Raw genomic sequence first — 24,099 nt, forward strand, 5'->3', positions numbered from 1 at the left:
ATCCCCGGCGGTCACTCCGCCGTTTCCCCTGCTGCCGTGCCGGCGCTCGCGCGCCGGGTGCGAAAACGGAGCACGAGCCCGCCGGCCACCCCGGCGATCGCCAGTGCCAGCAGCCCGTACTCCGTCCACGCACCGAGTCGATCCGACAGCGTAGTCTGCGTCCGCAGCGGGACGCGCCCGACCAGGGAATCCGCCGTGAAAAGGCCCGTTGAGCTGGTCACCGAGCCGTCCGGGGCGACGATGGCGCTCACCCCCGAGACCGCCGACACCACCACGGCCCGGCCGTGCTCGACCGCCCGCAGCCGCGACATCGCCAGCTGCTGCACGCTCATCTCGCTGTCGCCGTACCAGGCGTTGTTGGTCGGCACCACGAGCAGTTCCGCGCCGTCGCGGGCGGCGTCGCGGGCCGGGTAGTCGAACGCGGCCTCGTAGCAGACGAATACGCCGACCTTGGTGCCCGCGACGGCCATCGCCTGGTTCGCGCCGTCGCCGGGGACCATGTCCACGGTTTCGTTGTCCAGGAACGGGGTGACGAGCTCGGCGACCTTTCGCGCCGGCACGTACTCGCCGAACGGGACCAGCTGCTGCTTCGCGTACCGCTGCCCGGGTCCGGTGGCCGGGTCCCAGGCGATGACGGAGTTCTGCAGGTGCCGGTCCGGCAGCTCGTAGATCGCGCCGATCAGCGCGGGCACCCCGAAGTTCGCGACGAGCCGGTCGACCTGCGGGTCCGGCCCGGTGACCGTCGTGGCGCTCTCCGGCCAGAGCACCAGGCCCGGCTTCGCCACCTTCCCGGCGCGGATGTCGGCCAGCAGCCGTTCGCTTTCGGCGATGGTGTTGCGGCGCAGCAGGTCGCGCTCGCCCTGCAGGGCCAGCCCGATGTCGGGGGCGTTGCCCTGGACGGTCGCGACGGTGCGTTCGCCGTCCTGTGCGTCGGTGCCGATCGTCGGCCACAGCGCGAGCCCGGCCACCACCGGCACCACCGTTCCGACGGCCGCGAAGACCGCCGGACGGGTCCGCAGCGCCGCCGTGAGGGCCTTCCGGCCGTCCCAGAGCCGTCCGGCGAGCGCGGCCAGGCAGAACCCGCTCAGCACGACGGCGAGGCCGACCAAGGGCGCGCCGCCGATCGAAGCGAGCGGGAGGAACGCGCCTTCGGGCTGGCTGAACGCGACCCGGCCCCACGGGAAGCCCCCGAAGGGGAACCACGCGCGGGGCGTCTCGAGGGCGATGAACACCAGGGCCGACCACAGCGGTCCGCCCGGCAGGCGCGACACCAGGGTCATGAGACCGCCGGCGAGGCCGTAGTAGAGCGCCAGCGCGAACGACAGCGCCAGCCACGGCCACGGCCCGAAGTCCGGGCCGAGGAAGTCCAGCAGCCACGTCAGCAGCGGCAGGAAGAACACGAACCCGAACGCGAAGCCGTAGCCGAACGCGCCCCGGAACCGCCGGCGCCCGCGCAGCACGAGCGCGAACCCGGCGAACGCCAGGGGCGCAAGCCACCACAGCGGCCGCGGCGCGAAGCTCAGGTAGTAGGCGAACCCGGACACCAGCGCGGCGGCCAGGCGCAGCAGCCAGGCTCGCGGGAACCGCCGGGTGCGGGCGGGGTGGTGCGGGACGCCCGGTTCCGGGTCCGCGACGGTGACTGCCACGGGTGACAACTCTAGGTGATGGCGTCGTGGAGGACTTCACCCGCGCGGACAGTGCGCAGGCAGCGTGGCAGTGCGGCGTCCGGCTCGAGGCGCGGCAGCGGCGGAACCCCGGCGCGCGGGTCGGTGGACCAGCGCTGCACGCGGCTGTCCGGGGTCGCGACGACGAGGTCGGTGGCGTCCCAGATCGCGTAGTGCGCCGGCGCGCCCGGGACGAGACTGCCGGTGACGCCGTCGTTGACGCCCGCGGCGCGGTGCCCGGCCCGGGTGTGGGCGGTGAACGCCGCCCGCGGCGACAGGCCCGCACCGGGCGTCCGGTGGTAGGCGGCCGCGCGGACGCCGGCCCACGGGTCGAGCGGCGTCACCGGCGCGTCGGAGCCGAAGGCCAGCAGGACGCCTTCGGCGGCCAGCGTCGAGAACGGGTTGAGTCCGGCCGCGCGGTCCGCACCGAGACGTTCGGCGTACATGCCGTCCGGGCCACCCCACAGCGCGTCGAACAGCGGCTGCGTCGAGGCGACGACGCCCCAGCCGGCCAGGAGCCCGGCCTGCTCGGCGGTGACCATCTCGAGGTGCTCGAGCCGGTGGTGGCGGGCGGCCAGGGCGCGCTGCCCGACTTCCTTTTCGGCGAGGCGGAAGCCTTCGACGACCTCGGCGGCGGCGGCGTCCCCGATGACGTGGAACCCGGCCTGCAGCCCGGCTTCGGTGCACACGGCCAGGTGCTCGCCGATGCGCCGCGCGTCGAGGTAGAGCGAACCGGTGCCGTCGTGGTCGGCGTACGGCGTTGTCAGGGCGGCGGTGTGGGAGCCGAGCGCGCCGTCGGCGAACAGGTCGCCGGCCAGGCCGCGGACGCCCAGTGCGCGGGCGGTGTCGACGGCGCCGAGTTCGCCCCAGTAGCCGACGACCTCCGGCGTGCCCGGGCCGGCGAGGGCGAGCAGTGCGGCGAGGTCGTCGCGGCCGGAGATGTCGGGGCCCGCGCATTCGTGGACGCTGACGATCCCCTGCCGGGCTGCCTCGGCGAGGAACGCGCGCTGAGCGTGTTCGCGCTGCTCCGGGGTGACGGCGGCGCGTACGGCCGCGCGGACGGCGTGGTGGGCGGCGCGGGTCAGCGGCCCGCCGGGCGACCAGCCGTCGGCGTCGCGGGCGGCCGGGGCCAGCTCGACCAGGGCGGTGGAGACCAGCGCGGAGTGGACGTCGACGCGGCTGAGGTAGACCGGGGCGCCGCCGGCGGCGTCGTCGAGTTCGGCGCGGCTGGGCAGCCGCGGGTCGGTCCAGGCGCTCTCGTCCCAGCCGTGGGCGAGCAGGACCCGGCCGGGCACGACGGCGTCGCGGACGCGGGCCAGCAGGTCGGCGCCGCTCTTGACGCCCGTGAGGTCGAGGCCGGTCAGGTGCAGGCCGGTGGCGGTGGCGTGGACGTGCGCGTCGACGAACGCGGGGGCGACGAAGGCGCCGTCGAGGTCGACGACCCGGGCGCCGGGGTGCAGGGCGCGGGCGGGGGCGTCCTGCCCGACCCAGACCACGGTGCCGCCGGTGACGGCCATCGCCGTGGCGTCCGGGCCGGCGGGGGTGTAGATGCGCCCGCCGAGCAGGAGCGTCGTCGTCTGTTCGTCCGTCACGCCCTTGAGTCTGCCTCGCCGGTCGCCCCCTCCTCCACCTGGGGGAAGATCCGCGAGCATGCAGGAAGATTTACTCTGTGAGAGCGTTATGACAGGATATTTTTACGCGTTCCCGACGACTAGGAGTACAAGTGACTGCGATCCAGGAACCTGTGACGCCTGCCGCCGCCTTTGACCAGCCCTACGAGTACGCCCGCGCCGAGCTGGTGGAACCCGACTGGCGCCGCTTCCCGGGCTGGCACGACGTGACCGAGGCCGAGTGGCGTGACGCGCAGTGGCAGCGGGTGCACTGCGTCCGCAACGCCAAGCAGCTGCGCGCGCTGATGGGCGACCTGCTGGAGGAGCGCTTCTACGACGACCTGCTCGCCGACCAGCGCGAGATGGCGACGATGTCGATGCTGCTGCCGCCGCAGATGATCAACACGATGGCGCCGACGGCCGGCACCGACCCGGCGAAGGTCACCGAGGCCTTCTACGCCGACCCGATCCGCCGGTACATGCTCCCGGTTCGCAGCGACCGCGACCCGGTCTGGGCGAGCCACCCCCACTCGGAGCGCGACTCGCTGCACGAGGCCGAGATGTGGGTCGTCGAGGGGTTGACCCACCGCTACCCGACCAAGGTGCTGGCCGAGATGATCTCGACCTGCCCGCAGTACTGCGGCCACTGCACCCGCATGGACCTGGTCGGCAACTCGACCGAGCAGATCGAGAAGCACAAGCTCGCGCTCAAGCCGGTCGACCGCCAGGACGCGATGATCGCCTACCTGAAGAAGACCCCGGGCGTGCGCGACGTCGTGGTGTCGGGCGGCGACGTCGCCAACGTGCCGTGGCCGCAGCTGGAGTCGTTCCTGATGCGCCTGATGGACATCGACACCGTCCGCGACATCCGGCTGGCGACGAAGGCGCTCGCGGCGCTGCCGCAGCACTGGATCCAGCCCAAGGTCGTCGAAGGCCTGGAGCGCGTCGCCGTGACCGCCCAGCGCCGCGGCGTCAACCTGGCGATCCACACCCACGTCAACCACGCCCAGTCGGTGACCCCGCTGGTGGCCGAGGCCGCCCAGACGGCGCTGAACGTGGGGGTGCGCGACGTCCGCAACCAGGGCGTCCTGATGCGCGGCGTCAACGCCACCCCGGCGGCGCTGCTGGACCTGTGCTTCGCGCTGCAGGGCGAGGCGAACATCCTGCCGTACTACTTCTACATGTGCGACATGATCCCGAACGCCGAGCACTGGCGGGTGTCGGTGCACGAGGCGCAGGAGCTGCAGCACGCGATCATGGGCTACCTGCCGGGCTACGCGACGCCGCGCATCGTGTGCGACGTGCCCTACGTCGGCAAGCGGTGGGTGCACCAGCTGGCCGACTACGACCGCGAGCTGGGCATCTCGTACTGGACGAAGAACTACCGGACGGGCATCGAGCTGGACGACCCGGAGGCCCTGCAGCGCCGCTACCCGTACTACGACCCGATCGCGACGCTGCCCGAGGCCGGGCAGGCCTGGTGGGCCAACCAGCGCGGCTGACCTGCCGGTGGGGCTCCGGACCGGGGCCCCACCGGATCAGTCCAGCAGCAGCGGCGAGGGCAGGGTGTGGCCCGGGTGCATGCGGAGCAAACCGTGCACCACGCCGGCCAAGCCGGACATCAGGCTCGGCGAGAACGCCTCGCGGGCCAGGCCGCCGACCGGGCCACGCTGCTCCAGGCCGGTCAGGAGCTCGGCGTCGATCTCGTCGCGGCCCGGGCCGGTCCACGACGGGTCGGCCCGGCGGATCGCGTCGAGCACCTCCCACTGGCCCATGTCGCCGTGGCACAGCGTGTGGCTCCAGCCGAACCCTTCCGCCGCGCTCGCGCGGGCGGCGCGGCCCGCCATCTCCAGCCACCGCGGCTCGCCCGTGCGCCGGTGCAGGTCGAGCGCTGCCAGGCCGATGCCCGCGCTGCCGTGGCACCAGCTGGTGAAGAAGTCCTCTTCGCTGCCGATCCGGGCGTCGAACCAGTTGCCTTCCTCCGGGCGGTACAGCCATTCCTGGTAGGCGAACGCCTTCTCGGCCAGCTCCCGCCAGGTGGTGCGTTCCGCTGTCGTGCCGGCGTCGCTGAGGGCCAGCCGCATCAGGGTCCAGCCGATGCCCGCGGCGCCGTGGGCGAAGCCGCCGATGCCCTCGGGGTTGAGCCGGGTGGGCCAGCGAGCCCCGTAGTCCTCGTGCACCGCCAGCTCCACCAGCCGGTTCCCGACCGCCGCGGCCACCGGCAGCCACTCCGGCCGGCCGGTCCCGGCGAGGCCGAGCAGCGGCACTCCGGCTCCCGCGACGCCGTTGAGCAGGTCCACCTCGAGGTCCTCGGCGATCCGGCGGCCGTCGGAGAACAGTGCCGCCCGCCCGGCCGCGCGCTCCAGCAGCCAGTCCTCGCCGAGCACGCGGTGCAGCGCGAGCCACGTCCACACCTGGGACGCGGCACCGCTGAACGCCCCGGCCGACGGCGTCTCCGTGAGCTCCTCGACGCTCGTCAGCACCCGCAAAGCGCCGTCGAAGCACGCCTGGACGCCGTCGACCTCGTCGGCCCGGCCGGCGCGCCCCTCGGCCAGGTACTCGGCCAGGGCGAGGACCACGCCGCCCTGGCCGGTGTAGAGATCGGCCGGCAGGACCCGGATCGACCAGCCCGCCGGCGTGAACACCGGGCTGACCCAGGTGACCGTCCCGTCCTCACCGCGCACCGCGCCGTCGCACAACTGCCCGACCAGCCGCGCGGCCAACGCGCGACGACGGTTCTCCCGGTCCCGGCAGTGCGGCTCGTGCGCGGGGTACTGGCGCCGCGTCGGCAACGTCCGCTCGTTGAGGTAGGCGCCGACGAGCGCGTCCTGGATGATCGCCTCCTCGAACGGCAGGTCCGCCCCGCGCCAGTCGGCCACCGACGCCGCGATCGCCGCCCGGTCCACCGTGAAGGCGAACAACGGGACGTCGCCGGCCAGCAGGTCGGCGATCTCCGCGTCGATCGTCGGCAGGTCCCGCGGCGCGCCGTGCAGGACTTCGGCGTTGCGGCGCAGGATGTCCCGGCCCCGCTCGAGCGCGGCCGCCTCGTCGTGCAGGGACGCCGGGTGCCACAGCATCCGGCCGATGTCGACGTAGGCCTGCGTCGGCCGCAGGATCCGGCGGGCCTCGACCCCCTCGAAGTGCCGCAGCAGGTGCGCCACGTCGAGGCGGTGCAGGTGCGCGGTCATCTCCTGGAAGCCCGCCAGGACGCGGTCCCAGTAGGCGTGGAGCACCGGTTCCGGGCTGGGGTGGTTGCCCGCGGCCGGCACGTCCACCAGGTCGACCCGCAGGCGCGCGGCGGCCGTGCCCGCGTCCGCGATGACCGGCGCGGGGATGCGCGGCTGCTGCCCGGGCAGCGCGCCGATCCCGGAGATGTCGACCCCGCCCAGCGCGTACCCGGTACCGCGGACCGGGAGCAGCCCCGTGCGCAGGACCGTCCGGCGGATCGCCGCGGTCGCGACGTCCACGGCGTCGCCCTGACCACTGGCCGGGAACTCCGCCGGGGCGTCGAACAACGTCTCGGCGTCCACGATGACCGGCACCGGGCCCGCCGCGATCATGTTCTCCGCGTGCATGTCGGTGCCACCGCACAGCCGCAGGATCGCCAGCCAGTGCCCGATGTTGCGGTAGAAGGCGGCGAGTTCGTGCTCGTCGGCGCAGTAGCGCGGCTCGACGTAGTCGGCCCAGCCGTAGCCTTCGCGCAGCAGCACCGCGGGCACCCGGATCCGCTCGGCGGTCTCCGGCGCGGCCGGGAACTCCGCGTAGACGTCGTCTAGCAGCGCGGCCAGTGCGACGTCGATCGCCGAGTTCCGCGGCTTGTACATGACGGTTCCGGCGCCGACGTCGACGCGGCTGACCGTCAGCCCGCCGCGGTGGGTGTCGCCACGCCCGAACGTCACCGCGCGCAGCGTCCCGCGCGTCACCTGCGCGAACCGCGGGCGGTCGGCGGCCAGCCGGGCGGCGAACCCGGCGACGGCGGCCACGGACGCCCGCGCCACCCGCTCGACGCGCCCCGGCAGCACCGGGTACCGCGCTTCGATGCTCGCCAGGTAGTCCTCGCGCATCGCTTCTTCGACGTAGTCCGCCCAGATCTCGTCGTCGTCCCCGCCCGCCAGCCGCCGCGCGTGCAGTTCGATGAGGAACACCCGGGACAGCTTCGCGTGCAGGGACTGGACCAGCGCGTCGCTCCCGGCCGTCAGCACCAGAGCGCGCTCGTCCGGGGTCAGGCCGGGAACCGCGTCGAGGTCCGCCGCCAGCGCAGTCCGCCACGGCCGCGCGAGCCGTTCGACGGGTCCGCTGAACGGAAGGGTGCCGCTGTCCGCCGAATCGAGCACGCCGGCCTCCGCCTCATCCGATCCGAGTGCGCCCGCGCACTCCCGGAAACGGGAATGGCGGGCGCGTACCGATGACCCGATTCACCCGATATCGTCAGCAGCACCAGCTGCCGTGCGAACCGGTCGGGCTGGAACAGAACGCGTACAGCATGTCGGTCGGATCGACCAGCGCGGCTTCGGCCGCGTTCCCGCCGACGTACAGCGGCCCGGCGGGATTCGCCTGGCCGTGCGCCGATTCCGCACCCGACAACCAGCCTTCGAGAACGGCCGTGGCGTCAACGGTCTGCATGGGAAACCTCCAGTTCGACGACGGATCCGGGCACAACCAGCGGAGTCTAGCCATTTCCACGACGTCGTTTCGACGACCGTTCGGCCGCCGAATCTTCCTCCCATTAACGACGACCATGAATCGAAATCCGGGAACGGTATTTTTGACGACAGGCGACCACGTTCACCTGATCGGCAGGTAGGCGGCCACGTCGGCGAGAGCGTCGAGCGTCTCGCGGTCGAGGTGACCGGCGGCGGTGTCGGCCTCGGCGACGACCATGCCGGTGCCGTCCGCGCGGGACCGGTAGTGCAGCCCGGTCATCCGCACGCCGGCGATCCCGAGGAGCGCCGCGATCTCCAGCGGGCGCACGTCGCCGTCGCCTTGCACGGCCTCGACCTTCTCGAAGTCCCTCGCCTGCTTCTTCGTGCGGAACCCGACTCGCACCACGGAGATGACCGCGGCGTTGCCGTGGCCGTCGCCGACCGCCAGCAGCATGCGGTCCAGCGACGTGCACGGCGTCCGGACGAGGAAGTCCCGCACCTTGCCCGAAGCGGCCGCGACGCAGTCGCCTTCGCGCTCCAGCCGCCGGACCGCCCGCTTGAGCTCCTTGAGCTTCAACCGGCTCCACGCTTCCCGCGCGTTGCCGCGCTTGGCCGACTCACGGGCCTCGGCCTGCCGGGTCTTCAGCGACCGGCCGGGCAGCGAGTCGGCCACGTCCCCGGCCGCGTTCCCGGCGAGCGCGTCCGACGCTGTCCCCGCCGCGCCACCGAACACCCCCGCCCCACCCGCGCCCCCGGCGACCGCCAGGCCGACGACCGCCGCGACCACGACACCGGTCCCCTTGTCGCGGATGTAGATCTTCTTGCCGTCCTTGGTGATCCATCGCCCCACGCGCTCATCTTCGGGGCGATCTCCGCGGCCGGGCGGCGGTTGGCCGGGAACTGACCGGGAACTGTCACGAACCGCGGTCAGTACGCGACACGCGTCCCCGCGCCCGTCTCCTCCGCGCGCGCCACCACGAACTGGGCCGCCGCCAGGTCCTGGACCGCGAGGCCGACCGACTCGAACACCGTGATCTCCTCCGGCGACGTCCGGCCCGGCGCGCGACCGAGCAGGACGTCGCCCAGCGGAGTGAGGTCGATCGCCGCCTCGCGCGCGGCGAACAAGTAGTCCCCGGCCTCGTGCGTCGCCGATTCGACCGAGTCCACGAACACCCGCGCGGCGGCCATCGTCGCCGTGTCCAGCTCGCGGGTGTGCGGGACGCACGAGCCCACGGCGTTGACGTGGGTGCCCGGGCGCAGCCACTCGTGCCGCAGGACCGGGGCAGCCGCGGTGGTCGCCGTCACCACGATGTCGGCCGCGCGCACGGCCTCCTCCGCCGACGACGCCACCTCCACCGGCACCCCCAGTTCGGCCGACAGCGCCGCGCACGCCCGCCCGGCCCGCGACGCGTCCCTGGCCACCACCCGCACCCGCTTCAGCGGGCGGACCGCCGCCAGCGTCCGGACGTGCGCCGCCCCCTGGACGCCGATGCCGAACACCGTCAGCTCCGCGGCGTCCGAGCGGGCCAGCGCCTCGGTCGCCACCGCCGTGACCGCCGGGGTCCGCAGCTCGGTCAGCACCGAGGCGTTCAGCGACGCCAGGGCCTCCCCGGTGTCGCCGCTGAAGAGCAGCATCGCGCCTTGGTGGGCGTCGAGGCCGAGCGCGGTGTTGCCCTCGAACAGGCAGACGATCTTGACGCCGTAGCCCGCGCCGGCGGTGTAGGCGGGCATCATCGCCAGCAGCCCCGACGCGCCCTCCGGGGAAACGACCGGCCGCAGCGGCTGGTGCGCCTCGCCGCGCGAAAGGGCGATCAGGGCGTCGCGCATCGGCGCGAGGCCTTCGCCGGGCGGGAACGCCGCGCGGACGTCGTCGCCGGAGAGCACCAGCAGCGTCATCGCGTGCCGAACAGCTGGTCGTCGAGCCCGGCCGGGCGCACCGCTTCCGGGATCGACCGCGTGTAGTAGTTCATCGTGACGACCGCGCGCAGGGCGTCCGCGGTGCGCAGCGGCTGGACGTAGTGCGGGTGGAACCGGGCGTCGAAGAAGAACAGCTGGCCCCGCCGCGGGTAGATGACGGCCGCGTCTTCGTCCACTTCGGACACGTCACGGGCGTGGCGGTTGCGGGAGACGACCAGGCCGCCGCCGGTCTCCTCGGTGCAGTCGGTCAGGTACAGCAGGCCCTCCATCGGGTTGCTGTCGACGTGGCACGGGTAGCGCATGGTGATGCCGCGCTGCACGTTCAGGCTCAGCGCCCGGTTGGCGGTGCTGGTCAGCTCCAGCGGCTCGTCGATCAGCCGCTCGCCCAGCTGCCGGAACCAGCCCGTGTAGAGCTCGCCGACCCACGGCGCCCGCTCGACCAGCACCTCGCCGTCGACCGACTCCAGCGGGATGATCGCGTCGGGGGTCTCGCGCGCGGTGGTCATCGTCGGGCGGAAGCTGCGCCGGGCGGCCTGCCCGGCCGCGACGTCCAGCAGCTCCTCGGCCCACCCGGCCGGCAGGGCGCTGCCGACGTCGTAGATGTGCCAGTGGAAGGGCAGCTCCCGCGGCGGGGTCCAGCCCGTGAACCGGCCCGGGGTGTGGTCGATGGTGGCCGACATGGTGCCTCCTCGTGTGTCGGATCGTCCTCAGTGGACGCTCAGGTGCGCCCGCAGCCGCTCGGCCACCGCGGGCGGCCGGTCGAACGGGAAGTCGTGGCCGCCGGGGAAGGCGGCCGCCTCGAACCGCGCGCCGGTGTAGCGCGCCCATTCCGCCACCGCGCTGCCCGGCGCGGTGAGGTCGGCGCGGCCGTACCAGGCGAACAGGTCGACCGGCAGGGCCTCGACGGGTCCCGGTTCGTACCCCGCCACCAGCCCCAGGTCCGCGCGCAGGGTCGGCACGAACAGGGCGCGCATCGGCGACTGCCGGGCGACCGGGTCGAGGAAACCGAGGGCGACGAGCCCGTTGACGAAGTCGTCGTCCCCGGTGGTGGTGAGCCGGTTGAACTCGGCGGCCGAGATCAGGTGCGGCGGCCGCGCCCCGGCGATGACGACGAACTCCGGCCGCGGCAGTGCGTCCGACGCGCAGATCCGGCGCGCCATCTCGTAGACGACGAGCCCGCCCATGCTGTGCCCGGCCAGCGCGTAGCGGCCGTCGTCCGGGATCCGTTCGACGAGCTTCGCGGCCGCGCCCACCAGCGTCGACGCCGGGGTTTCCCGCGCCGCCTTGCCCCGGCCCGGCAGGTCGAGCGCGCGGACGGTGAGTTCCGGGGCCAGTGCCGCGGCCCACGGGCGGTAGGCCCGGGCCGAGCCGCCGGCCCCCGGTACGCAGAGCAGTTCCACGGCGTTCTCCCCTACTTGTGCAGACTGCCGGCGGCGACCGGGTGCACGGTCAGTTCGCCGGGGCGCTCGTTGGGCGTCAGCAACGGGTACAGCGTCCGCCGGACGTCCGTTTCGGACAGGGACCGGGACTCGTCGACGTAGACCGCGAGCCCGAGCGCGCCGGCGTTCTCGTCGCCGGGCGGGGTGACGACCGCGCGCAGGACGCCGTCGAGCGACTCGGCCGCCGTGCGCACCGAGGAGAGCGACACCTTGTCGCCGCGGACGATCGCGAAGTCGGAGATCCGGCCGCTGAGCCACAGGTAGCCGTCGTCGTCGAGGCGGCCGACGTCGCCGGTGGCGATGGTGTCCGGCCCGACGAGCTTGCCGCGCGACACCCCGCCTTCGACCCCGACCTTGGCCCGGTACACGGTGTCGGCGGTGACGAGCACCTCCTGTTCGGCGGGGCCGCGCCCGGCGTCGCGCACGCCGAGCCGGACGTCCTGCAGCGGTGTCCCGGCCGAGGCGAACCGGCGCGAGGGCTCGCGGTGCGCGGCGAGGGTCGCCACCCGCGGTCCGGCTTCGGTGAGCCCGTAGGTCAGGTACAGCTCGAGCCCCGGGTTCTCGGTCAGCAGCCGGGCGGTGCGGTCCGGGGCGAGCGCGTTGCCGCCGACACCGAGCGCCCGCAGCCCGCGGGGCAGCCGGCCGTCGTCGGCGAGCAGTCCGGCGACGAGCAGCGGGGTCAGGGCGGAGACGGTGACGTCGTGCGCGGCGACGACGTCGCGGTAGCCGGCCGGGGTGAACGGCGGCCCGGTGACCACCAGCGACGCGCCGGTGACCAGCGCGGCCAGCACCTGGGCGACCAGCGCGTAGGAGTAGTGCATCGGCAGCGTGATCAGCATCCGGTCGGCCGGCCGCAGGCCGATGCTCCGGGCGTGCCGGGAGGCGTTGCGCCGCAACGCGGTGACGTCGTGCAGGCAGCCGGTGGCCATTCCGGACGTGCCGGAGGTGAGCAGGATGGCCTGCCCCGGCCGGTGCGTGCGGTGCGGTCCCTCGGCCAGGTGCGTGACGGCGACGTCCGTGCCGGCCGGGCGGACGAGCGCCGCGGCGCCGAGCCGGGCCGCGGTGGCACGCAGGCGCGTCGCCGGGGTCGACGCGGCCAGCAGCGTCGGGACCAGCCCGGCCAGGACCAGGGCGAAGAACACCCGGATCAGCCGGGTGCCGTTGGGCAGTGCCACGAGCACCACCGACCCCGGGGGCAGGCCGGCCGCGGCGAACCGGCGGGCGAGCTCCGCCACCCCCGGGCAGTCGCCGGTGGCACCGGGCCAGGTCGTCCGGGCGAGCAGGTCTTCGACCTCCCGCACGGTCACCGCGGTGTCGTTCACGCCGCCTCCAGGAGTTCGCAGGTGCCGCGGTGGGTGCCCGAGCGGTCGACGTGGTGGGTCATCAGCAGCACCGCGGGCGCGGCGCCGGCCAGCCACTGCGCGGCGAGCACCCGCGCGACGGGCAGGCCGTCGGACGGCGGCATCGTGAGCAGCAGGCTCGGTCCGTGCAGGCCGTGGTGCAGGCAGCTCAGCCCGACCAGGGTCCCGGGGCTCGCGGCGACGAACCGCAGCGGCGAGACCGCCTTCTTCGCGACGTCGAGGGCGACCTGGCGCAGGGTGTCGCCCGTGGCGTACTCGCTGATGCCGAGGACGCCGACCCGGTCGCGGGGGCCGGACCAGTCGCGCAGGGCCTGGCCGACGAGGTCGCACACGAGCCAGGCGGAGGCGTCGGCGTAGCGGATCGGCGCGCCGGGCGGGCGGGGGGCGTCCGGCGCGCGGGTCGCGGTGACCGGCTCAGGCATCGTCCCCCCGTTCGACCAGCAGGCAGGTGTTGAACCCGCCGAAGCCGAGGGTCAGGCTGATCCCGAAGCCACCGTCGAACGCGCGGGACGCGTCGCGCGCCACCGGCAGCCGCAGCTCCGGCATCGGCTGGGTGAGGCCGAGCACCGGCGGCACGCGCCGGTCCCGCAGCGCCAGCAGCAACGTGATCGCCTCGACCACGCCGGTCGCGCCGAGCGAATGACCCAGGGCACCCTTGGTCGCGAACACCACCGGCGGGCGCGGCACGTCGCCGAACAACCCGGCCAGGCAGGTCGCTTCGGCCTGGTCGTTGAGGACGGTCGCCGTGCCGTGGGCGTTCACGACCGCGACGTCGGCCAGGTCCAGCCCGGCGACCTCGACGCTGCGGCGGACGGCCCGCGCGGCGGCCTCGCCGTCGGGCTTCGGCGCGGTCATCCCGGCCGCGTCGTTGGTGGAACCCCAGCCGCGCAGGTACCCGTGCACGCGGGCGCCCCGGCGCCGGGCCGGGCCGGCGCGCTCGAGCACGACGTACCCGGCGCCGTCGCCGGGCAGCATCCCGCTGCGGTCGGCGTCGAACGCGCGGTGCGTCGACGAGGACAGGGTGCCCAGCAGCGAATGCCCGAGCCGCTTGCCTTCGGTCAGCAGGTCGACGCCGCCCGCGACGGCGACGTCCGCGTAGCCCGCGTTCAGCAGCTCGGCGGCGACGGCGATCGCGTCCGAGCCCGACGAGCACGCCGTCGACAGCGACACCGGCGGCCGCGTCAGGCCCAGCCGCTTGGCGGCCTCGGCCGCCCAGTCGTGCAGCGACCCCGGGTCCGCGTCGTCGATGTGCGGACCCAGGCTGGTGCCGAGCACCAGCACCGGATCGGTGTCCTCGAGCCCGGCGTCGCGCAGGGCCGCCTCGGCCGTGAGGACGGCCAGTTCGACGTGCCGCTCCCGCGCGGTCCCCTCGGCCGGGCCGTCGGGCAGCGGGCCGGCGACGAAGCTGCGGACCTTGCTCGACCCGGGCACCACGCGCAGGCCGGAGCGCCCGGCGAGCAGGGCCCGCCAGACTTGCTCGCGGCCGGCGCCCAGTGCCGTGCGCCAGGCCGTGCCCGTCACGCAGAGCACCTGGTCGCGGTGCCGGGCTCCGGTCAGCACGGGACCTGCTCGAGGACCGCGAACGCGTTGGTGCCCCCGATCCCGGCCGACATGACCCCGGCCCGGCGCGTCACTCCGGACGTCCACTCGCGGCCCTCGGGCACGATCGAGAAGCGGTCGCCGCCCGCGGTCAGCTCCTCGATCGGGTCGCCGGTGTTCGGGGTGGCGGGCAGGAACCCGTGCTCCACCGCGTACGCCGTCTTGATCAGCGCGGCCAGCCCGGCCGCGGTGTCGGTGTGCCCGATGCTGGCCTTCACCGAGCCGACGGCGAGCGGCTGGCCTTCGGGGCCGAGCGCCTCGGTCAGCGCGGTGGCCTCGATCTGGTCGTTGACCGGGATGCCGACGCCGTGCGCCTCGACGTACCCGAGGTCGGCGCCGGTCAGCCCGGCCCCGGCCAGCGCCTTGGTGACGACCCGGATCTTGCCCTCGACGCCCGGGATGGTGAACCCGGCCTTCTGCCGTCCGTCGTTGTCGACGGCGGTGGAGCGGATCACCGCGTGGATCGGGTCGCCGTCGGCGAGCGCGTCCTCGAGCCGGCGCAGCAGCACCGCGCCGACGCCGTCACCCGGGACGGTGCCGGTCGAGGCCCGGTCGAACGGACGGCAGACGCCTTCGCTGGAGTAGATGCCGTTGGGCGTGTACTCGTAGCTGCCGTCGGTGTCCATCACCGCGACCCCGCCGGCGAGCGCGTAGTCGCACGCGCCCAGCCGCAGGCTCTGGCAGGCCAGGTGCACCACGACCAGCCCGGTCGCGCACGAGGCGTCGACCATGATGCTTTCGGCGTGCAGGTCGTGGAAGTAGGAGAAGTGCGGCCCGGCGAACGTGGCGTCCTTGTCCACTGTGGACTCGAAGGTGCCGCGTTCGACGTGCTTCGTGCGAGCCACCCCGGCGTAGACCGCGGTCGACGGGCCGATGTCCGAGAGCCGCACGCCGGCGTCCTCGGCCGCGGCCCACAGCGCCTCGTAGAGCATGCCGTGCTGCGGGTCGCGCTCGGCCGTCTCCCGCGTGTAGCCGACCAGGCCGGCGTCGTAACGGTTGCGGTCGGGGATCAGGCCCCACGCCGGGATGTCGCGCGGCCCGTCGCCCGGCGGCACCGGGCCGCCGCGGGTGAAGCGGTCACGCCCGGCCCGCAGGTTGTCCCAGAACTGCGTCGCGCTCGCGGCGCCGGCGTAGCGGCAGCCCATGCCGACGATCGCGATCGCGCCCGATCCAGCCTCGGTGGTCATGCCGCCGCCTCCACTTCGTCGATGGTCTCCGGCTCGGCCCGCTCGGCGGGCAGCGCCCGGCGCAGGCCCAGCACCAGCAGCGTCGCGACGACGCTCAGGACGATCATCACGCCGACGAACGCGGCACCGGACCCGATCGGCAGCAGCGCCCCGGCCACCGACGGCCCGATGACGGCGCTGGTGGACAGCGTGATCGAGAACAGCGCGTTGGCCCGGCCGCGCAGTTCTTCGCTGACGGCGTTGTTGAGCAACGTCGTCAGCAGCGGGACCACCAGGGACTCCCCGATCGACAGCAGGATCACCGCGACCGTGGCGAGCACGAGCGCCGTCATGCCGGTGTGGCCGCCGGCCAGCAGCACGAACACCCAGCACGCCGCGAACAGCACGCCGCTGGCCGCGACCAGCAGCGTCCGCGAGAACCGCTCGAGGTGCGGCATCACCAGGAACTGCACCACGGCGCAGAGGATGATGTTGACGGCGAAGGCGAACGACAGCCCGCTCGCGGTGATGGCACCGGTCTGGGTCAGGTAGCCCGGCAGGCCCGCGCGGAACTGGCCGAAGGACACCAGCGCGGACAGCAGCAGCACGGCCAGCAGCGCCAGCAGGCTCGGCGACCGCAGCACGGCCCGGTAGCTGCCGCGGCCGGCGCCGGCCTTGCTTTCGGCGTGGTGCACCCGGTTGGGCAGCGCCCGCACGGTCGCCACGGCCATCACGAAGAACGTCGCCGCGTCGATCGAGTACATCAGGAAGTACCGGCCGACCGGGCTGAGGAACGCCAGCGCGGCGAACACCCCGCCGAGGATCACGCCGATCCCCATCGCGATGTTGAGCACGCCGTAGTCCGCCGAGTACGCCGTCTCCCGCTGCTCCGGGCCCGTGGTCGCCCCGTAGGCGGCGCGCACGACGGTGCCGACCCCGCTGATCCCGAACCCGAACACGATCGCCGCCGCCACCGCGATCCAGGCCTGCCCGGCGAAGGCGAACAGCAGCGTGCCGATCCCGGCGTTGACGTTGGCCACCGGCACGACGACGTTGTAGGGCAGCCGGTCCAGCAGCATGCCGTAGGCCAGGCCGCCGAACACCGCCGCGAACGCCTGCACCGCCAGCGTCGCCGCGGGCACCCAGGTCGACAGGTGCCGCACCTCGGTCAGGTAGATCCAGAGGAACGGCATCACCATGCCCGCGCCGAGCGCGCTGATCCCGTTGGTGAAGATCAGCAGCCGCGCCGCCCGCGGCAGCGCGGCGATCCGGCTCAGGCCCTTCATGCCGCGTTCGCCTCGAGCCGGGTGGCCACGGCGGCGGCCAGCGCGGTAACCGTCTGGTGGTCGAACACCATCCGGACCGGCAGCCGCGTGCCGAGCTCCCGGCCCAGCGCCGCCATGATCCGGGTCGCGCCGAGGGAGTTGCCGCCGACGGAGAAGTAGAAGTCCTCGTCGGTGAACCGGTCGTGGCCCAGCACGCGGGCCCACGTCCGGCGGACCAGGGCTTCGAGGTCGGGCTGCGGGTGCGGAGTGGTCACGGCTGGGCTTCCTTCTGTGTGGACGGCGTAGCGGCGGCGAGGTGGGCGGCGAGCAGGCGCGGGGTGGGGTGGCCGTAGAGGTCGCGGATCCCGACGGTGAGGCCGGCTCCGCGCAGGACGGCCAGGGTCTTGGCGGCCAGCAGCGAGTTGCCGCCGCTGTCGAAGAAGTGGTCGTCCGGCCCGACCGCGGCGCCCAGCACCGAGCGCCACGCGGCCAGCACGACGTCGCCGTCCCCGGTCTCGTCGACCGGCGCGCTGCCCAGGACCGGCTCGGGCAGGGCGGCTTCGTCGAGCTTTCCGTTGACCGTCAAGGGAAGCGCGGGCACGGCCGTGAACGTCGAGGGGACCATGTACGCGGGCAGCACGGCGGCCGCGCGGGTGCGCAGGCCCGCCAGGTCGGCCCCGGACGTGACGACGTAGGCGTCGAGGCGGGCTTCGGGGGTTCCTGGCGCGGCGAGGACGACCGCGGCCGCGGCGACGTCGGGTTCGGCCAGCAGGACCTTGCGGATCTCGTCGAGCTCGATGCGGTAGCCGCGCAGCTTGACCTGGCTGTCGATCCGGCCGAGGTGCTCGAGGCGGCCGTCGGGCAGCAGGCGGCCGAGGTCACCGCTGAGGTAGCGGCGCCGTCCCGTGCCGGGGTCGGTGACGAAGCGGTGCGCCGTCAGCTCCGGACGGCCGAGGTAGCCGTGCGCGAGCCCGGCCCCGCCGACGGCGATCTCGCCGGGCACCCCGGGCGGCAGCCGGCGGCCGCGCGCGTCGACGACGTGGACCTCCCAGCCGGGGATCGCCCGGCCCACCGACCGCGACCCGGCCAACGCGTCGGCGCGGGTGACCGTCTGCGCGGTCACGTGGACCGTGGTTTCGGTGATGCCGAACATGTTCACGAGCCGGCAGCGCGTCTCCGGGTAGCGGTCCAGCCACGGCAGCAGCGCGAAGGCGTCCAGCGGCTCGCCGCCGAAGACGACCAGCCGCAGGGGGAGGTCGTCGAACCTCCGCACCTGCGTCTCGATGACCTGCGCGAAGCTCGACGGCGTCTGGTTGAGGACGGTGACGCGCTCGTCGCGCAGCAGGGCGGCGAACTCGTCGGGCGACCGGCGCGTCCACTCCGGCACGACCACGACCCGGCCGCCGGTGAGCAGCGGGCCCCAGATCTCCCAGACGGAGAAGTCGAAGGCGACCGAGTGGAACCACGTCCAGACGTCGGTGTCGCCGAGCCCGAAGTCGCCGGCGGTGCCGGAGACGAGGTCGACGACGTTGCGGTGCGGGACGACGACGCCCTTGGGGCGGCCGGTCGAGCCGGAGGTGTAGATGACGTAGGCGGGATCGCCGGGACCGGCCAGCCCGGCCGGCACCTCGTCGTCGGCGGGCAGTTCGGCCGACGTGACGCCGGGCAGGCGGCCCGCGGACGCCCGGTCGGTGACCACGAGCGCGAGCCCGGCGTCTTCGGCGATGTAGGCGAGGCGCTGGTCGGGGTAGGCGGGATCGAGCGGCACGTACACGGCGCCGGCCCGCAGCACGCCGAGCAGCAGCGCGACGAGCGCGGCACCGCGTTCGTGCACGATGCCGACCCGGTCGCCGGGCCGGATGCCGCGGGCGCGCAGCCCGGCGGCGAACCGGTCACCGCGCGCGGAGAGTTCGGTGTAGGTGAGGCGCTCGTCGTCACCGGAAACCGCGGTCGCCGGCCCACGCCGGGTGGCCTGCTCGGCGAAGACTTCGGTGATGGTGCGCGGATCGCCTGCGGCAGGCGGGGCCGGTTCGGGTCCGGCGTCGAGGGCGATGTCGGCCAGCGGCCGATCCTGGTCGCCGTCGCGGAGTTCGGCGAGCACGGCTTGGAGGTGCCGTCCGAGCTGGGCCGCCGCCCAGGGCGCGACGGCGTCTTCGGCGAACCGGCAGGTGGCGCGCCCGCCGAGGACGTGCACGGTCAGCGGAAACGGCGACACGCGTGCCGGGCCCGCCTCGATGCCGACACGAGGGACGTCGCGGGTGGTGCCGGCGGGCGCGGCGGCGGTTTGCTTGCGGAAGACGCCGACCGGCTGGTCTTCCTCGACGGTCACGAGGGTGGCGCCGCCGGGCACGCCGAATGCCAGCGTCGACGCGCGGGCGTAGCGGCCGAGCACGAGCCCGAGCGCGGCGAGCACGTCGGCGGGTTCGGCCGGGCCCAGGTCCACAGTGGACGCCGGGCCCGGACCCGCCAGGTGGGCCAAGGGGTCCGGGACCGCCGCGGTCACGGCCGTGCCCCTTCGCCCGCCAGTGCGCTTTCCAGCAGCGCCACCAGCGGCTGCCACTGCTCGACCAGGTACATGTGGCCGCCGGGAAGGTCCTCGGCCCGCCATGCCGCCGACGTCGCTTCGGCCCAGCCGGCGGCGGCCGCCGCGGACACCAGCTCGTCGTCGGCGCCGCGGATCGACACGATCGGGAACGCGACGGGCCCGGTGTGGTCCGGCTGGTAGGTCTCGTCGACCGCGACGTCGCCGCGCAGCGCGGGCAGGAGCAGCTCTCGCAGGTCCGGGTCGGCCAGCGCGGGATGCCGGTAGCCGGCCAGGTCGGCGACCGCCTCGACGAACTCGTCGTCGGGCAGTCCGGCGATCGGCGCCGGCCGCCGGACAGCGGGAGGCGCCGCGCCGCTGACGAACAGCGTCAGGTCCGTGCCGGGCTGTTCGCGGGCGATCAGGCGGGCCGCTTCGTAGGCGACGCGCGCGCCGAAGGAGTGGCCGAAGACGCCGACCCGGCCGGCCGCGCCGGCTTCGCGCAGGACGTCCTCGGCGATCGCCGCGAGCAGTTGCGTCATGGAGGTCGCCGGTTCTTCGGCGAAGCGGCGTTCCTTGCCCGGCAGTTCGACGGCGGCGAACCGCAGTGCGGCCGACGCGGCCGGCCACGCCTGGAAGAAGCTCGGCCCCGCGCCCGCGGGCGGGAAGCACAGCACGGGCACGCCGTTCGTCATCGTCGTCCCCTCACTCGAACCGGTTGCCCTCGGCGATGGCCGCGGACGCGGCCTCCCAGGTCGCGCGGAAGGCGGCCGGGGTGTCGCCTTCGATCCAGACGTTCTGCAGGCGCCCGTGCAGGCCGGTGCGGTAGTCGAGCACGTCGCCGACCGCCCGGCGGGGGTCGACTCGCCAGACGCCGGGCACCCGCAGCAACTCGGCGGGATCGGCGAGCGCGGTGAGCCGGCGGGCCTCGGCCGGGAACTGGGTGAAGACGCAGCCCGCGTAGCCGGTGGGGACGACCGGGCGGCGCTCGGCCTTGCCGGCGGCCAGTTCCAGGGCCAGGCGCACCGGGTTCAGGTCGCTCACGCGCGGCACGATCGAGGAGAGGAACCCGCCGAGCCTGCCGTTGACCTCGATCAGCCGCGGGCCGCCGGCGGTCAGCTTGAACTCCATGTGCGCGAGGCCGTTCGTGACGCCCAGCGTGGTCAGGATGTCCGCGGCACGGTCGATCGCGAGCTGCTGGGTCTCCCACGACAGCAGCGACGGCCCGGTCATCCCGCCGTCGCGCAGCGGCGGGAGCAGCGGGAACCGGTCCGACAACCAGAACGGCCAGTGCTCGCCTTCGCCGATGGTGGCCATTTCGACCGAGAAGTGGTCGCCGAGCCAGTCCTCGCGGTCGTGCGGGACGCCGATCAGGCGTTCCTCCAGCAGCCACGTCCCCGCCGCGGCCGTCCGGGGGCCCGCGGTCTCCGCCGCCTGGGCCAGTGCCGCGCGCAGTTCGGTCTCGTCGTCGACGGGGAAGATGTTGAAGCTGCCGTTGCCGCGCACCGGTTTCAGCACCGCGGGGAAGCCGACTTCGGCGATCGCGGCGACGAGCCCGGCTTCGTCGCCGAAGGGCACGGCTCGCACGGCGAGCCCGGTGCCGGCCAGCCGCGCGCGCTGGACGTCCTTGCGGGTCACGGCTTCGGCGGTCGCTTCGTCGTGGCCGGGCAGGCCCAGCCGGGTGGCGACCGCGGCGACCAGCGGGAGCCATTCGTCCTCGACGGTCATCACGCCGTCGACGCCGAGGGCGGCCAGCTCCGCGGCGATCGCGTCCGGGCCGGCCCCGGCCGCGTCGACGACCTCGGCCAGGTCGGCGACGCCTTCCCGCTCGGCTGCCGTCCACGGCTGCGGGCCCGCGTTGACGACGACCAGCTCGCACCAGTCGTCCGCCGCGTCGAGCAGGTCCGGCAGGGCGGACGCGTCGGCCGATTCGAACACCGCCACCTTGATCATGACGCCGGCTCCCGCCGCCTGGTGTATTCGCGGGTCTCGCCGTCCGTCCGCACGAGCGTGAACCCGGTCTTCTCCAGCACGCGCCGCGAGGGCAGGTGGTCCTCCTCGGTTTCGGCGCGCACGGTGGTGACGCCCGGCTGGCCGAACGTCCACGCCAGCAGCGCTTCGACGGCTTCGGTCGCCAGCCCGCGGCCCTGGAACGGCTCGATCAGGCCGTAGCCGATCTCGACCGAGCCGTCGGCGTCGGGCGCCGAGTGGAAGCCGATGTCGCCGACCGCGAGCCCGGATTCGCGGTCGACGATCTGGTAGAGGCCGAACCCCGGCCGGTAGGCGTCCGCGGTGACCATCCGCAGTACCAGCTTCGCGCCGCCGACGGTGCCGTCGAACGGGTAGCCGGGCGCCCACGCCCACCGGTCCCCGGCGGGCTCGCCGGCCAGGATCGCGCGGACCTCGTCGAAGGCGACCTCGCGCAGGGTGGTCCGCGGCGTGGCCAGGACCGTGAGCGGCGCGCCGGCGGGTGTGGGGTGTTCCGTTTTCTGCGTCATGCCGCCTCTTCGTCGGGGATCGCCGCGCTCATGGCGCGGTAGACCGCGGTGTTCTGCAACCACAGCTTGGGGAACAGCGGCCGCACGGCCAGCCGCTCCAGGTCGGAGATGGACTTCCCGCGCATGCTGCGGGGGCGGGCGCCGTCCTCGTCCTGCTCGTCGGCGGCGCGGGGCTGGCCCCCGAGCATCTGCCAGACGAGGTTGAGGTGGACCTGCTTCCATTCGAGGACCTGGGTGTCGAACCGCTGCAGGCCGAGCATGACGTCGGCGAGCTGCGCGACGCGCCCGGTGGCGCGGGAGTCCGGGTGGGTCGCTTCGACCAGGTCGGCCGGGGTCGCCCCGGCGTCGGCGGTGGCGGCCTCGAAGGCGGCCCACACGGCGTGCGCGGCGCGGCGGACGTTGCGCGAGCCGGGCGAGGCGAGCCCGGAGGCCGCGCCGGCGAGGTCGTCGCGCATGCGCAGGAACGAGACCTGGGTGAGGGAGTTCGCCATGACGCGCAGGCACTCGACGGTGAGCGACGCGACGTCGGCACACCGCACCAGCAGGCGGCCCGCGGCGATCGCGTCGCCCCGGTCGAGGGCGGCGGTCAGGTCGCACAGGCTGTGGTGCACGGCGACCCAGCAGTACTCGGTCAGCAGGTGCACGAGCTGGAAGAACCGGTGGTCGGAGTGCAGCAGCTCGTCCTCGGGAATGAGGGCGGAGAGGGCGGCGGTCAGCCTGATCTCGGTCTCGTAACCGCTGCCGCGGTCGAATTCGTAACGAAGCCGCGGATTCGATTGCGACGGATTGAGCGTCCGCACCTCACGGTCGCCGACTCCGTCTGCCGACCCTGCCACGAAATACCCCCACGCGAAATCCGACGGCGAATACCCGTGCTCCACAAGGTGTCAGCCTGATGTCGATCAGGGCAACCGAAACGATTGGTGACGCACATCACAGCATTCTGGAATACGCTTCCGGACTTATCGGCGCGCCGCTTCGAATGCGCAGAAATGGAGAAGCCGGGTGTCCGCGGCTGGCTAAAGTCGATTTCGTCAGCTGTGCCGGGTGCGTGCGGACGGGGAGCGAGAGTGCCGGAAGACGACGGCGCGACGCATGTCGCGGTGGTGAACGACGAAGAGCAGTACTCGGTCTGGCCCGCCGGGCTCGCGCTGCCGCCGGGCTGGCGCGCTGCCGGGTTCGCCGGCACCGAGGAAGCCTGCCTCGACCACGTCGCCGGCACGTGGCGCGACATCGCCCCGCGCTCGGTCCGCCGGTCCGCATGAGCCGCCACGCGGTGCTCGGCGGCGGCGGGGTCGGGCTCGCCCTCGCGGCCGCGCTGGCCCGCGGCGGCGAGACCGTGACGCTCCTCGTGCGGCCCTCCGCGCTCCCCCGCCACCCCGGCGCCGTCACTGTGCACCACGGGACCCGCGAGACCTTCACGGTCGCGGTCCCGGCCGCGACGCGGCTCACCGAGCCCGTCGACGTGCTGTGGATCTGCGTCAAGCACCCCGACCTGGCCGACGCGCTGACGAGCGTCGCGGCCGAACCCGGCGTCGTCGTCCCGCTGCTCAACGGGCTCGACCACCTGCCGCCGCTGCGGGCGCGGTTCGGCGGCCGCGTGGTCGCGGGCGCGATCCGGATCGAGGCCGCGCGCACCGCGCCCGGCGAGGTCCGGCAGGAGTCCCTGTTCACCGAGATCGAGCTGGCCGGCCCGCCCGGCGTCGTCTCGGCGGCGCTGGCGGCGGCCGGGATCGGCTGCGCCGACGGCGGCTCGGCGGCCGACGTCCTGTGGCGCAAGCTCGCCCTGCTGGCACCCCTGGCCCTCGCGACGTCGTGCGCGGCCGGGCCGCTCGAGCGGGTCCGGGCCGACGACGAGCTGACCCGGCTGATGGTCGCCTGCGCGGAGGAAGCCTGCGCGGTGGGGCGGGCCGAAGGTGCCCGCCTGGACCGCGGCCGCGTCCTGCGCGCGCTGACCCGCGCACCCGGCCGGACCCGCACGTCGCTGCAGCGCGACACCGAACGCGGCACGCCCGGCGAACTCGACGCGATCGCCGGCCCGATCCACGCGGCCGGCCGCCGGCGGGGCATCCCGACCCCGGCCACCGACCGGCTCGCGCACCAGGCGGGCACGCTCCTGCCCGCCGGAACCCGAGAGTGAGGCAAGCGCCCATGTCGCCGAAGACCGCCCTGGAGAACACGCTGCGGGAAATCCTCGTCGCCGACCTGTACGTCGACGTCCCCGACGGCGGCATCCACGCCGACGACAGCCTGCAGGAGACCCTCGGGCTCGACTCCCTCGGGTTCATCGAGCTGCGCGCCCGCTGCGAGCAGCAGTTCGGCGTGGCCATCTCCGACACCGACTTCTCGCCGGTGAACTTCCGGTCCATCAGCACCCTCGCCGACTTCGTCGTGCGGCGCCAGGCCGGCAACTGAA

The 24,099-nt window shown here is 74.2% G+C and carries 23 protein-coding genes; 4 read left to right on the forward strand and 19 right to left on the reverse strand.

The genetic code is table 11. The features are described from left to right. Positions 1-11: 11 nt before the first annotated feature. The gene (lnt, locus tag ACYVLJ_RS18635) at positions 12-1,646 is read right to left on the reverse strand and encodes an apolipoprotein N-acyltransferase (protein ID WP_460439546.1); all 1,635 of its coding nucleotides are present in this window, start codon (positions 1,644-1,646) and stop codon (positions 12-14) included. A gap of 11 nt (positions 1,647-1,657) precedes the next feature. Beyond that, a complete protein-coding gene (locus ACYVLJ_RS18640; protein ID WP_460439547.1) occupies positions 1,658-3,256 on the reverse strand; it encodes an amidohydrolase in 1,599 nt (532 codons plus the stop codon). A 131-nt stretch (positions 3,257-3,387) separates the two neighbouring features. Here ACYVLJ_RS18640 and ACYVLJ_RS18645 point away from each other — a divergent pair, with 131 nt between their 5' ends. After that, a complete protein-coding gene (locus ACYVLJ_RS18645) occupies positions 3,388-4,776 on the forward strand; it encodes a KamA family radical SAM protein (RefSeq protein WP_460439548.1) in 1,389 nt (462 codons plus the stop codon). Between the two features lie 36 nt (positions 4,777-4,812). Here ACYVLJ_RS18645 and ACYVLJ_RS18650 read toward each other — a convergent pair whose 3' ends face one another. The 17 genes from ACYVLJ_RS18650 to ACYVLJ_RS18730 form a co-directional block, all read right to left on the reverse strand. After that, positions 4,813-7,608 (reverse strand): type 2 lanthipeptide synthetase LanM family protein, encoded by a 2,796-nt coding sequence (locus ACYVLJ_RS18650; RefSeq protein WP_460439549.1) that lies wholly within the window; start codon positions 7,606-7,608, stop codon positions 4,813-4,815. 94 nt (positions 7,609-7,702) lie between these two features. Then, positions 7,703-7,897: a DUF6229 family protein gene (locus ACYVLJ_RS18655; protein WP_460439550.1), complete on the reverse strand. Its 195-nt coding sequence runs from the start codon at positions 7,895-7,897 to the stop codon at positions 7,703-7,705. A 162-nt stretch (positions 7,898-8,059) separates the two neighbouring features. Next, a complete protein-coding gene (locus ACYVLJ_RS18660; RefSeq protein WP_460439551.1) occupies positions 8,060-8,767 on the reverse strand; it encodes a hypothetical protein in 708 nt (235 codons plus the stop codon). Positions 8,768-8,844: 77 nt separating this feature from the next. After that, positions 8,845-9,813: an ornithine cyclodeaminase family protein gene (locus ACYVLJ_RS18665; protein ID WP_460439552.1), complete on the reverse strand. Its 969-nt coding sequence runs from the start codon at positions 9,811-9,813 to the stop codon at positions 8,845-8,847. After that, on the reverse strand, positions 9,810-10,514 hold the full coding sequence (locus ACYVLJ_RS18670) for a 2OG-Fe(II) oxygenase (RefSeq protein ID WP_460439553.1): 705 nt from the start codon (positions 10,512-10,514) through the stop codon (positions 9,810-9,812). The genes ACYVLJ_RS18665 and ACYVLJ_RS18670 overlap by 4 nt, the downstream gene beginning before the upstream one ends. A 27-nt stretch (positions 10,515-10,541) precedes the next feature. Beyond that, the gene (locus ACYVLJ_RS18675; RefSeq protein WP_451972700.1) at positions 10,542-11,234 is read right to left on the reverse strand and encodes a thioesterase II family protein; all 693 of its coding nucleotides are present in this window, start codon (positions 11,232-11,234) and stop codon (positions 10,542-10,544) included. A gap of 11 nt (positions 11,235-11,245) precedes the next feature. Continuing rightward, positions 11,246-12,595: a class I adenylate-forming enzyme family protein gene (locus ACYVLJ_RS18680; RefSeq protein ID WP_460439554.1), complete on the reverse strand. Its 1,350-nt coding sequence runs from the start codon at positions 12,593-12,595 to the stop codon at positions 11,246-11,248. After that, on the reverse strand, positions 12,592-13,056 hold the full coding sequence (locus ACYVLJ_RS18685) for a hypothetical protein (protein WP_460439555.1): 465 nt from the start codon (positions 13,054-13,056) through the stop codon (positions 12,592-12,594). Before ACYVLJ_RS18685 ends, ACYVLJ_RS18680 begins: the two co-directional genes overlap by 4 nt. Continuing rightward, complete coding sequence (locus ACYVLJ_RS18690; RefSeq protein WP_451972694.1) at positions 13,049-14,194, reverse strand: beta-ketoacyl-[acyl-carrier-protein] synthase family protein; 1,146 nt, start codon at positions 14,192-14,194, stop codon at positions 13,049-13,051. The genes ACYVLJ_RS18685 and ACYVLJ_RS18690 overlap by 8 nt, the downstream gene beginning before the upstream one ends. Then, positions 14,188-15,420: a beta-ketoacyl [acyl carrier protein] synthase domain-containing protein gene (locus ACYVLJ_RS18695; protein ID WP_460439556.1), complete on the reverse strand. Its 1,233-nt coding sequence runs from the start codon at positions 15,418-15,420 to the stop codon at positions 14,188-14,190. The genes ACYVLJ_RS18690 and ACYVLJ_RS18695 overlap by 7 nt, the downstream gene beginning before the upstream one ends. After that, positions 15,417-16,685, reverse strand: a complete 1,269-nt coding sequence (locus ACYVLJ_RS18700; RefSeq protein ID WP_460439557.1) for an MFS transporter — start codon at positions 16,683-16,685, stop codon at positions 15,417-15,419. Before ACYVLJ_RS18700 ends, ACYVLJ_RS18695 begins: the two co-directional genes overlap by 4 nt. Then, positions 16,682-16,939: an acyl carrier protein gene (locus tag ACYVLJ_RS18705; RefSeq protein WP_451972688.1), complete on the reverse strand. Its 258-nt coding sequence runs from the start codon at positions 16,937-16,939 to the stop codon at positions 16,682-16,684. Before ACYVLJ_RS18705 ends, ACYVLJ_RS18700 begins: the two co-directional genes overlap by 4 nt. Next, a complete protein-coding gene (locus tag ACYVLJ_RS18710; protein ID WP_460439558.1) occupies positions 16,936-19,167 on the reverse strand; it encodes a non-ribosomal peptide synthetase in 2,232 nt (743 codons plus the stop codon). The genes ACYVLJ_RS18705 and ACYVLJ_RS18710 overlap by 4 nt, the downstream gene beginning before the upstream one ends. Beyond that, positions 19,164-19,880: a thioesterase II family protein gene (locus ACYVLJ_RS18715; protein WP_460439559.1), complete on the reverse strand. Its 717-nt coding sequence runs from the start codon at positions 19,878-19,880 to the stop codon at positions 19,164-19,166. Before ACYVLJ_RS18715 ends, ACYVLJ_RS18710 begins: the two co-directional genes overlap by 4 nt. A 10-nt stretch (positions 19,881-19,890) precedes the next feature. Next, complete coding sequence (locus ACYVLJ_RS18720; RefSeq protein ID WP_460439560.1) at positions 19,891-21,138, reverse strand: ATP-grasp domain-containing protein; 1,248 nt, start codon at positions 21,136-21,138, stop codon at positions 19,891-19,893. After that, positions 21,135-21,683, reverse strand: coding sequence for a GNAT family N-acetyltransferase (locus ACYVLJ_RS18725; protein WP_460439561.1), 549 nt, complete (start codon positions 21,681-21,683; stop codon positions 21,135-21,137). The genes ACYVLJ_RS18720 and ACYVLJ_RS18725 overlap by 4 nt, the downstream gene beginning before the upstream one ends. Beyond that, entirely contained in the window at positions 21,680-22,483 is an 804-nt protein-coding gene (locus tag ACYVLJ_RS18730) for a hypothetical protein (protein ID WP_460439562.1), read from the reverse strand. Before ACYVLJ_RS18730 ends, ACYVLJ_RS18725 begins: the two co-directional genes overlap by 4 nt. A gap of 270 nt (positions 22,484-22,753) precedes the next feature. Here ACYVLJ_RS18730 and ACYVLJ_RS18735 point away from each other — a divergent pair, with 270 nt between their 5' ends. The 3 genes from ACYVLJ_RS18735 to ACYVLJ_RS18745 are packed head-to-tail and all read left to right on the forward strand — an operon-like array spanning position 22,754 to position 24,098. Then, a complete protein-coding gene (locus ACYVLJ_RS18735) occupies positions 22,754-22,948 on the forward strand; it encodes an MbtH family protein (protein ID WP_451972678.1) in 195 nt (64 codons plus the stop codon). Next, positions 22,945-23,823: a ketopantoate reductase family protein gene (locus ACYVLJ_RS18740; RefSeq protein ID WP_460439563.1), complete on the forward strand. Its 879-nt coding sequence runs from the start codon at positions 22,945-22,947 to the stop codon at positions 23,821-23,823. The genes ACYVLJ_RS18735 and ACYVLJ_RS18740 overlap by 4 nt, the downstream gene beginning before the upstream one ends. A gap of 11 nt (positions 23,824-23,834) precedes the next feature. Next, positions 23,835-24,098 (forward strand): acyl carrier protein, encoded by a 264-nt coding sequence (locus ACYVLJ_RS18745; RefSeq protein WP_451972674.1) that lies wholly within the window; start codon positions 23,835-23,837, stop codon positions 24,096-24,098. The last annotated feature ends 1 nt before the right edge of the window (position 24,099 follow it).

It is taken from the genome of Amycolatopsis stemonae (assembly GCF_054781455.1).

What these genes read in the sequence shown, in the direction of transcription:
- ACYVLJ_RS18700 (WP_460439557.1), bottom strand. Translation starts at nt 16,685, where the DNA reads ATGAAGGGCCTGAGCCGGATCGCCGCGCTGCCGCGGGCGGCGCGGCTG.
- ACYVLJ_RS18655 (WP_460439550.1), bottom strand. Translation starts at nt 7,897, where the DNA reads ATGCAGACCGTTGACGCCACGGCCGTTCTCGAAGGCTGGTTGTCGGGT.
- ACYVLJ_RS18745 (WP_451972674.1), top strand. Translation starts at nt 23,835, where the DNA reads ATGTCGCCGAAGACCGCCCTGGAGAACACGCTGCGGGAAATCCTCGTC.
- ACYVLJ_RS18670 (WP_460439553.1), bottom strand. Translation starts at nt 10,514, where the DNA reads ATGTCGGCCACCATCGACCACACCCCGGGCCGGTTCACGGGCTGGACC.
- ACYVLJ_RS18715 (WP_460439559.1), bottom strand. Translation starts at nt 19,880, where the DNA reads ATGACGAACGGCGTGCCCGTGCTGTGCTTCCCGCCCGCGGGCGCGGGG.
- ACYVLJ_RS18685 (WP_460439555.1), bottom strand. Translation starts at nt 13,056, where the DNA reads ATGCCTGAGCCGGTCACCGCGACCCGCGCGCCGGACGCCCCCCGCCCG.
- ACYVLJ_RS18720 (WP_460439560.1), bottom strand. Translation starts at nt 21,138, where the DNA reads ATGATCAAGGTGGCGGTGTTCGAATCGGCCGACGCGTCCGCCCTGCCG.
- ACYVLJ_RS18695 (WP_460439556.1), bottom strand. Translation starts at nt 15,420, where the DNA reads ATGACCACCGAGGCTGGATCGGGCGCGATCGCGATCGTCGGCATGGGC.
- ACYVLJ_RS18740 (WP_460439563.1), top strand. Translation starts at nt 22,945, where the DNA reads ATGAGCCGCCACGCGGTGCTCGGCGGCGGCGGGGTCGGGCTCGCCCTC.
- ACYVLJ_RS18725 (WP_460439561.1), bottom strand. Translation starts at nt 21,683, where the DNA reads ATGACGCAGAAAACGGAACACCCCACACCCGCCGGCGCGCCGCTCACG.
- ACYVLJ_RS18665 (WP_460439552.1), bottom strand. Translation starts at nt 9,813, where the DNA reads ATGACGCTGCTGGTGCTCTCCGGCGACGACGTCCGCGCGGCGTTCCCG.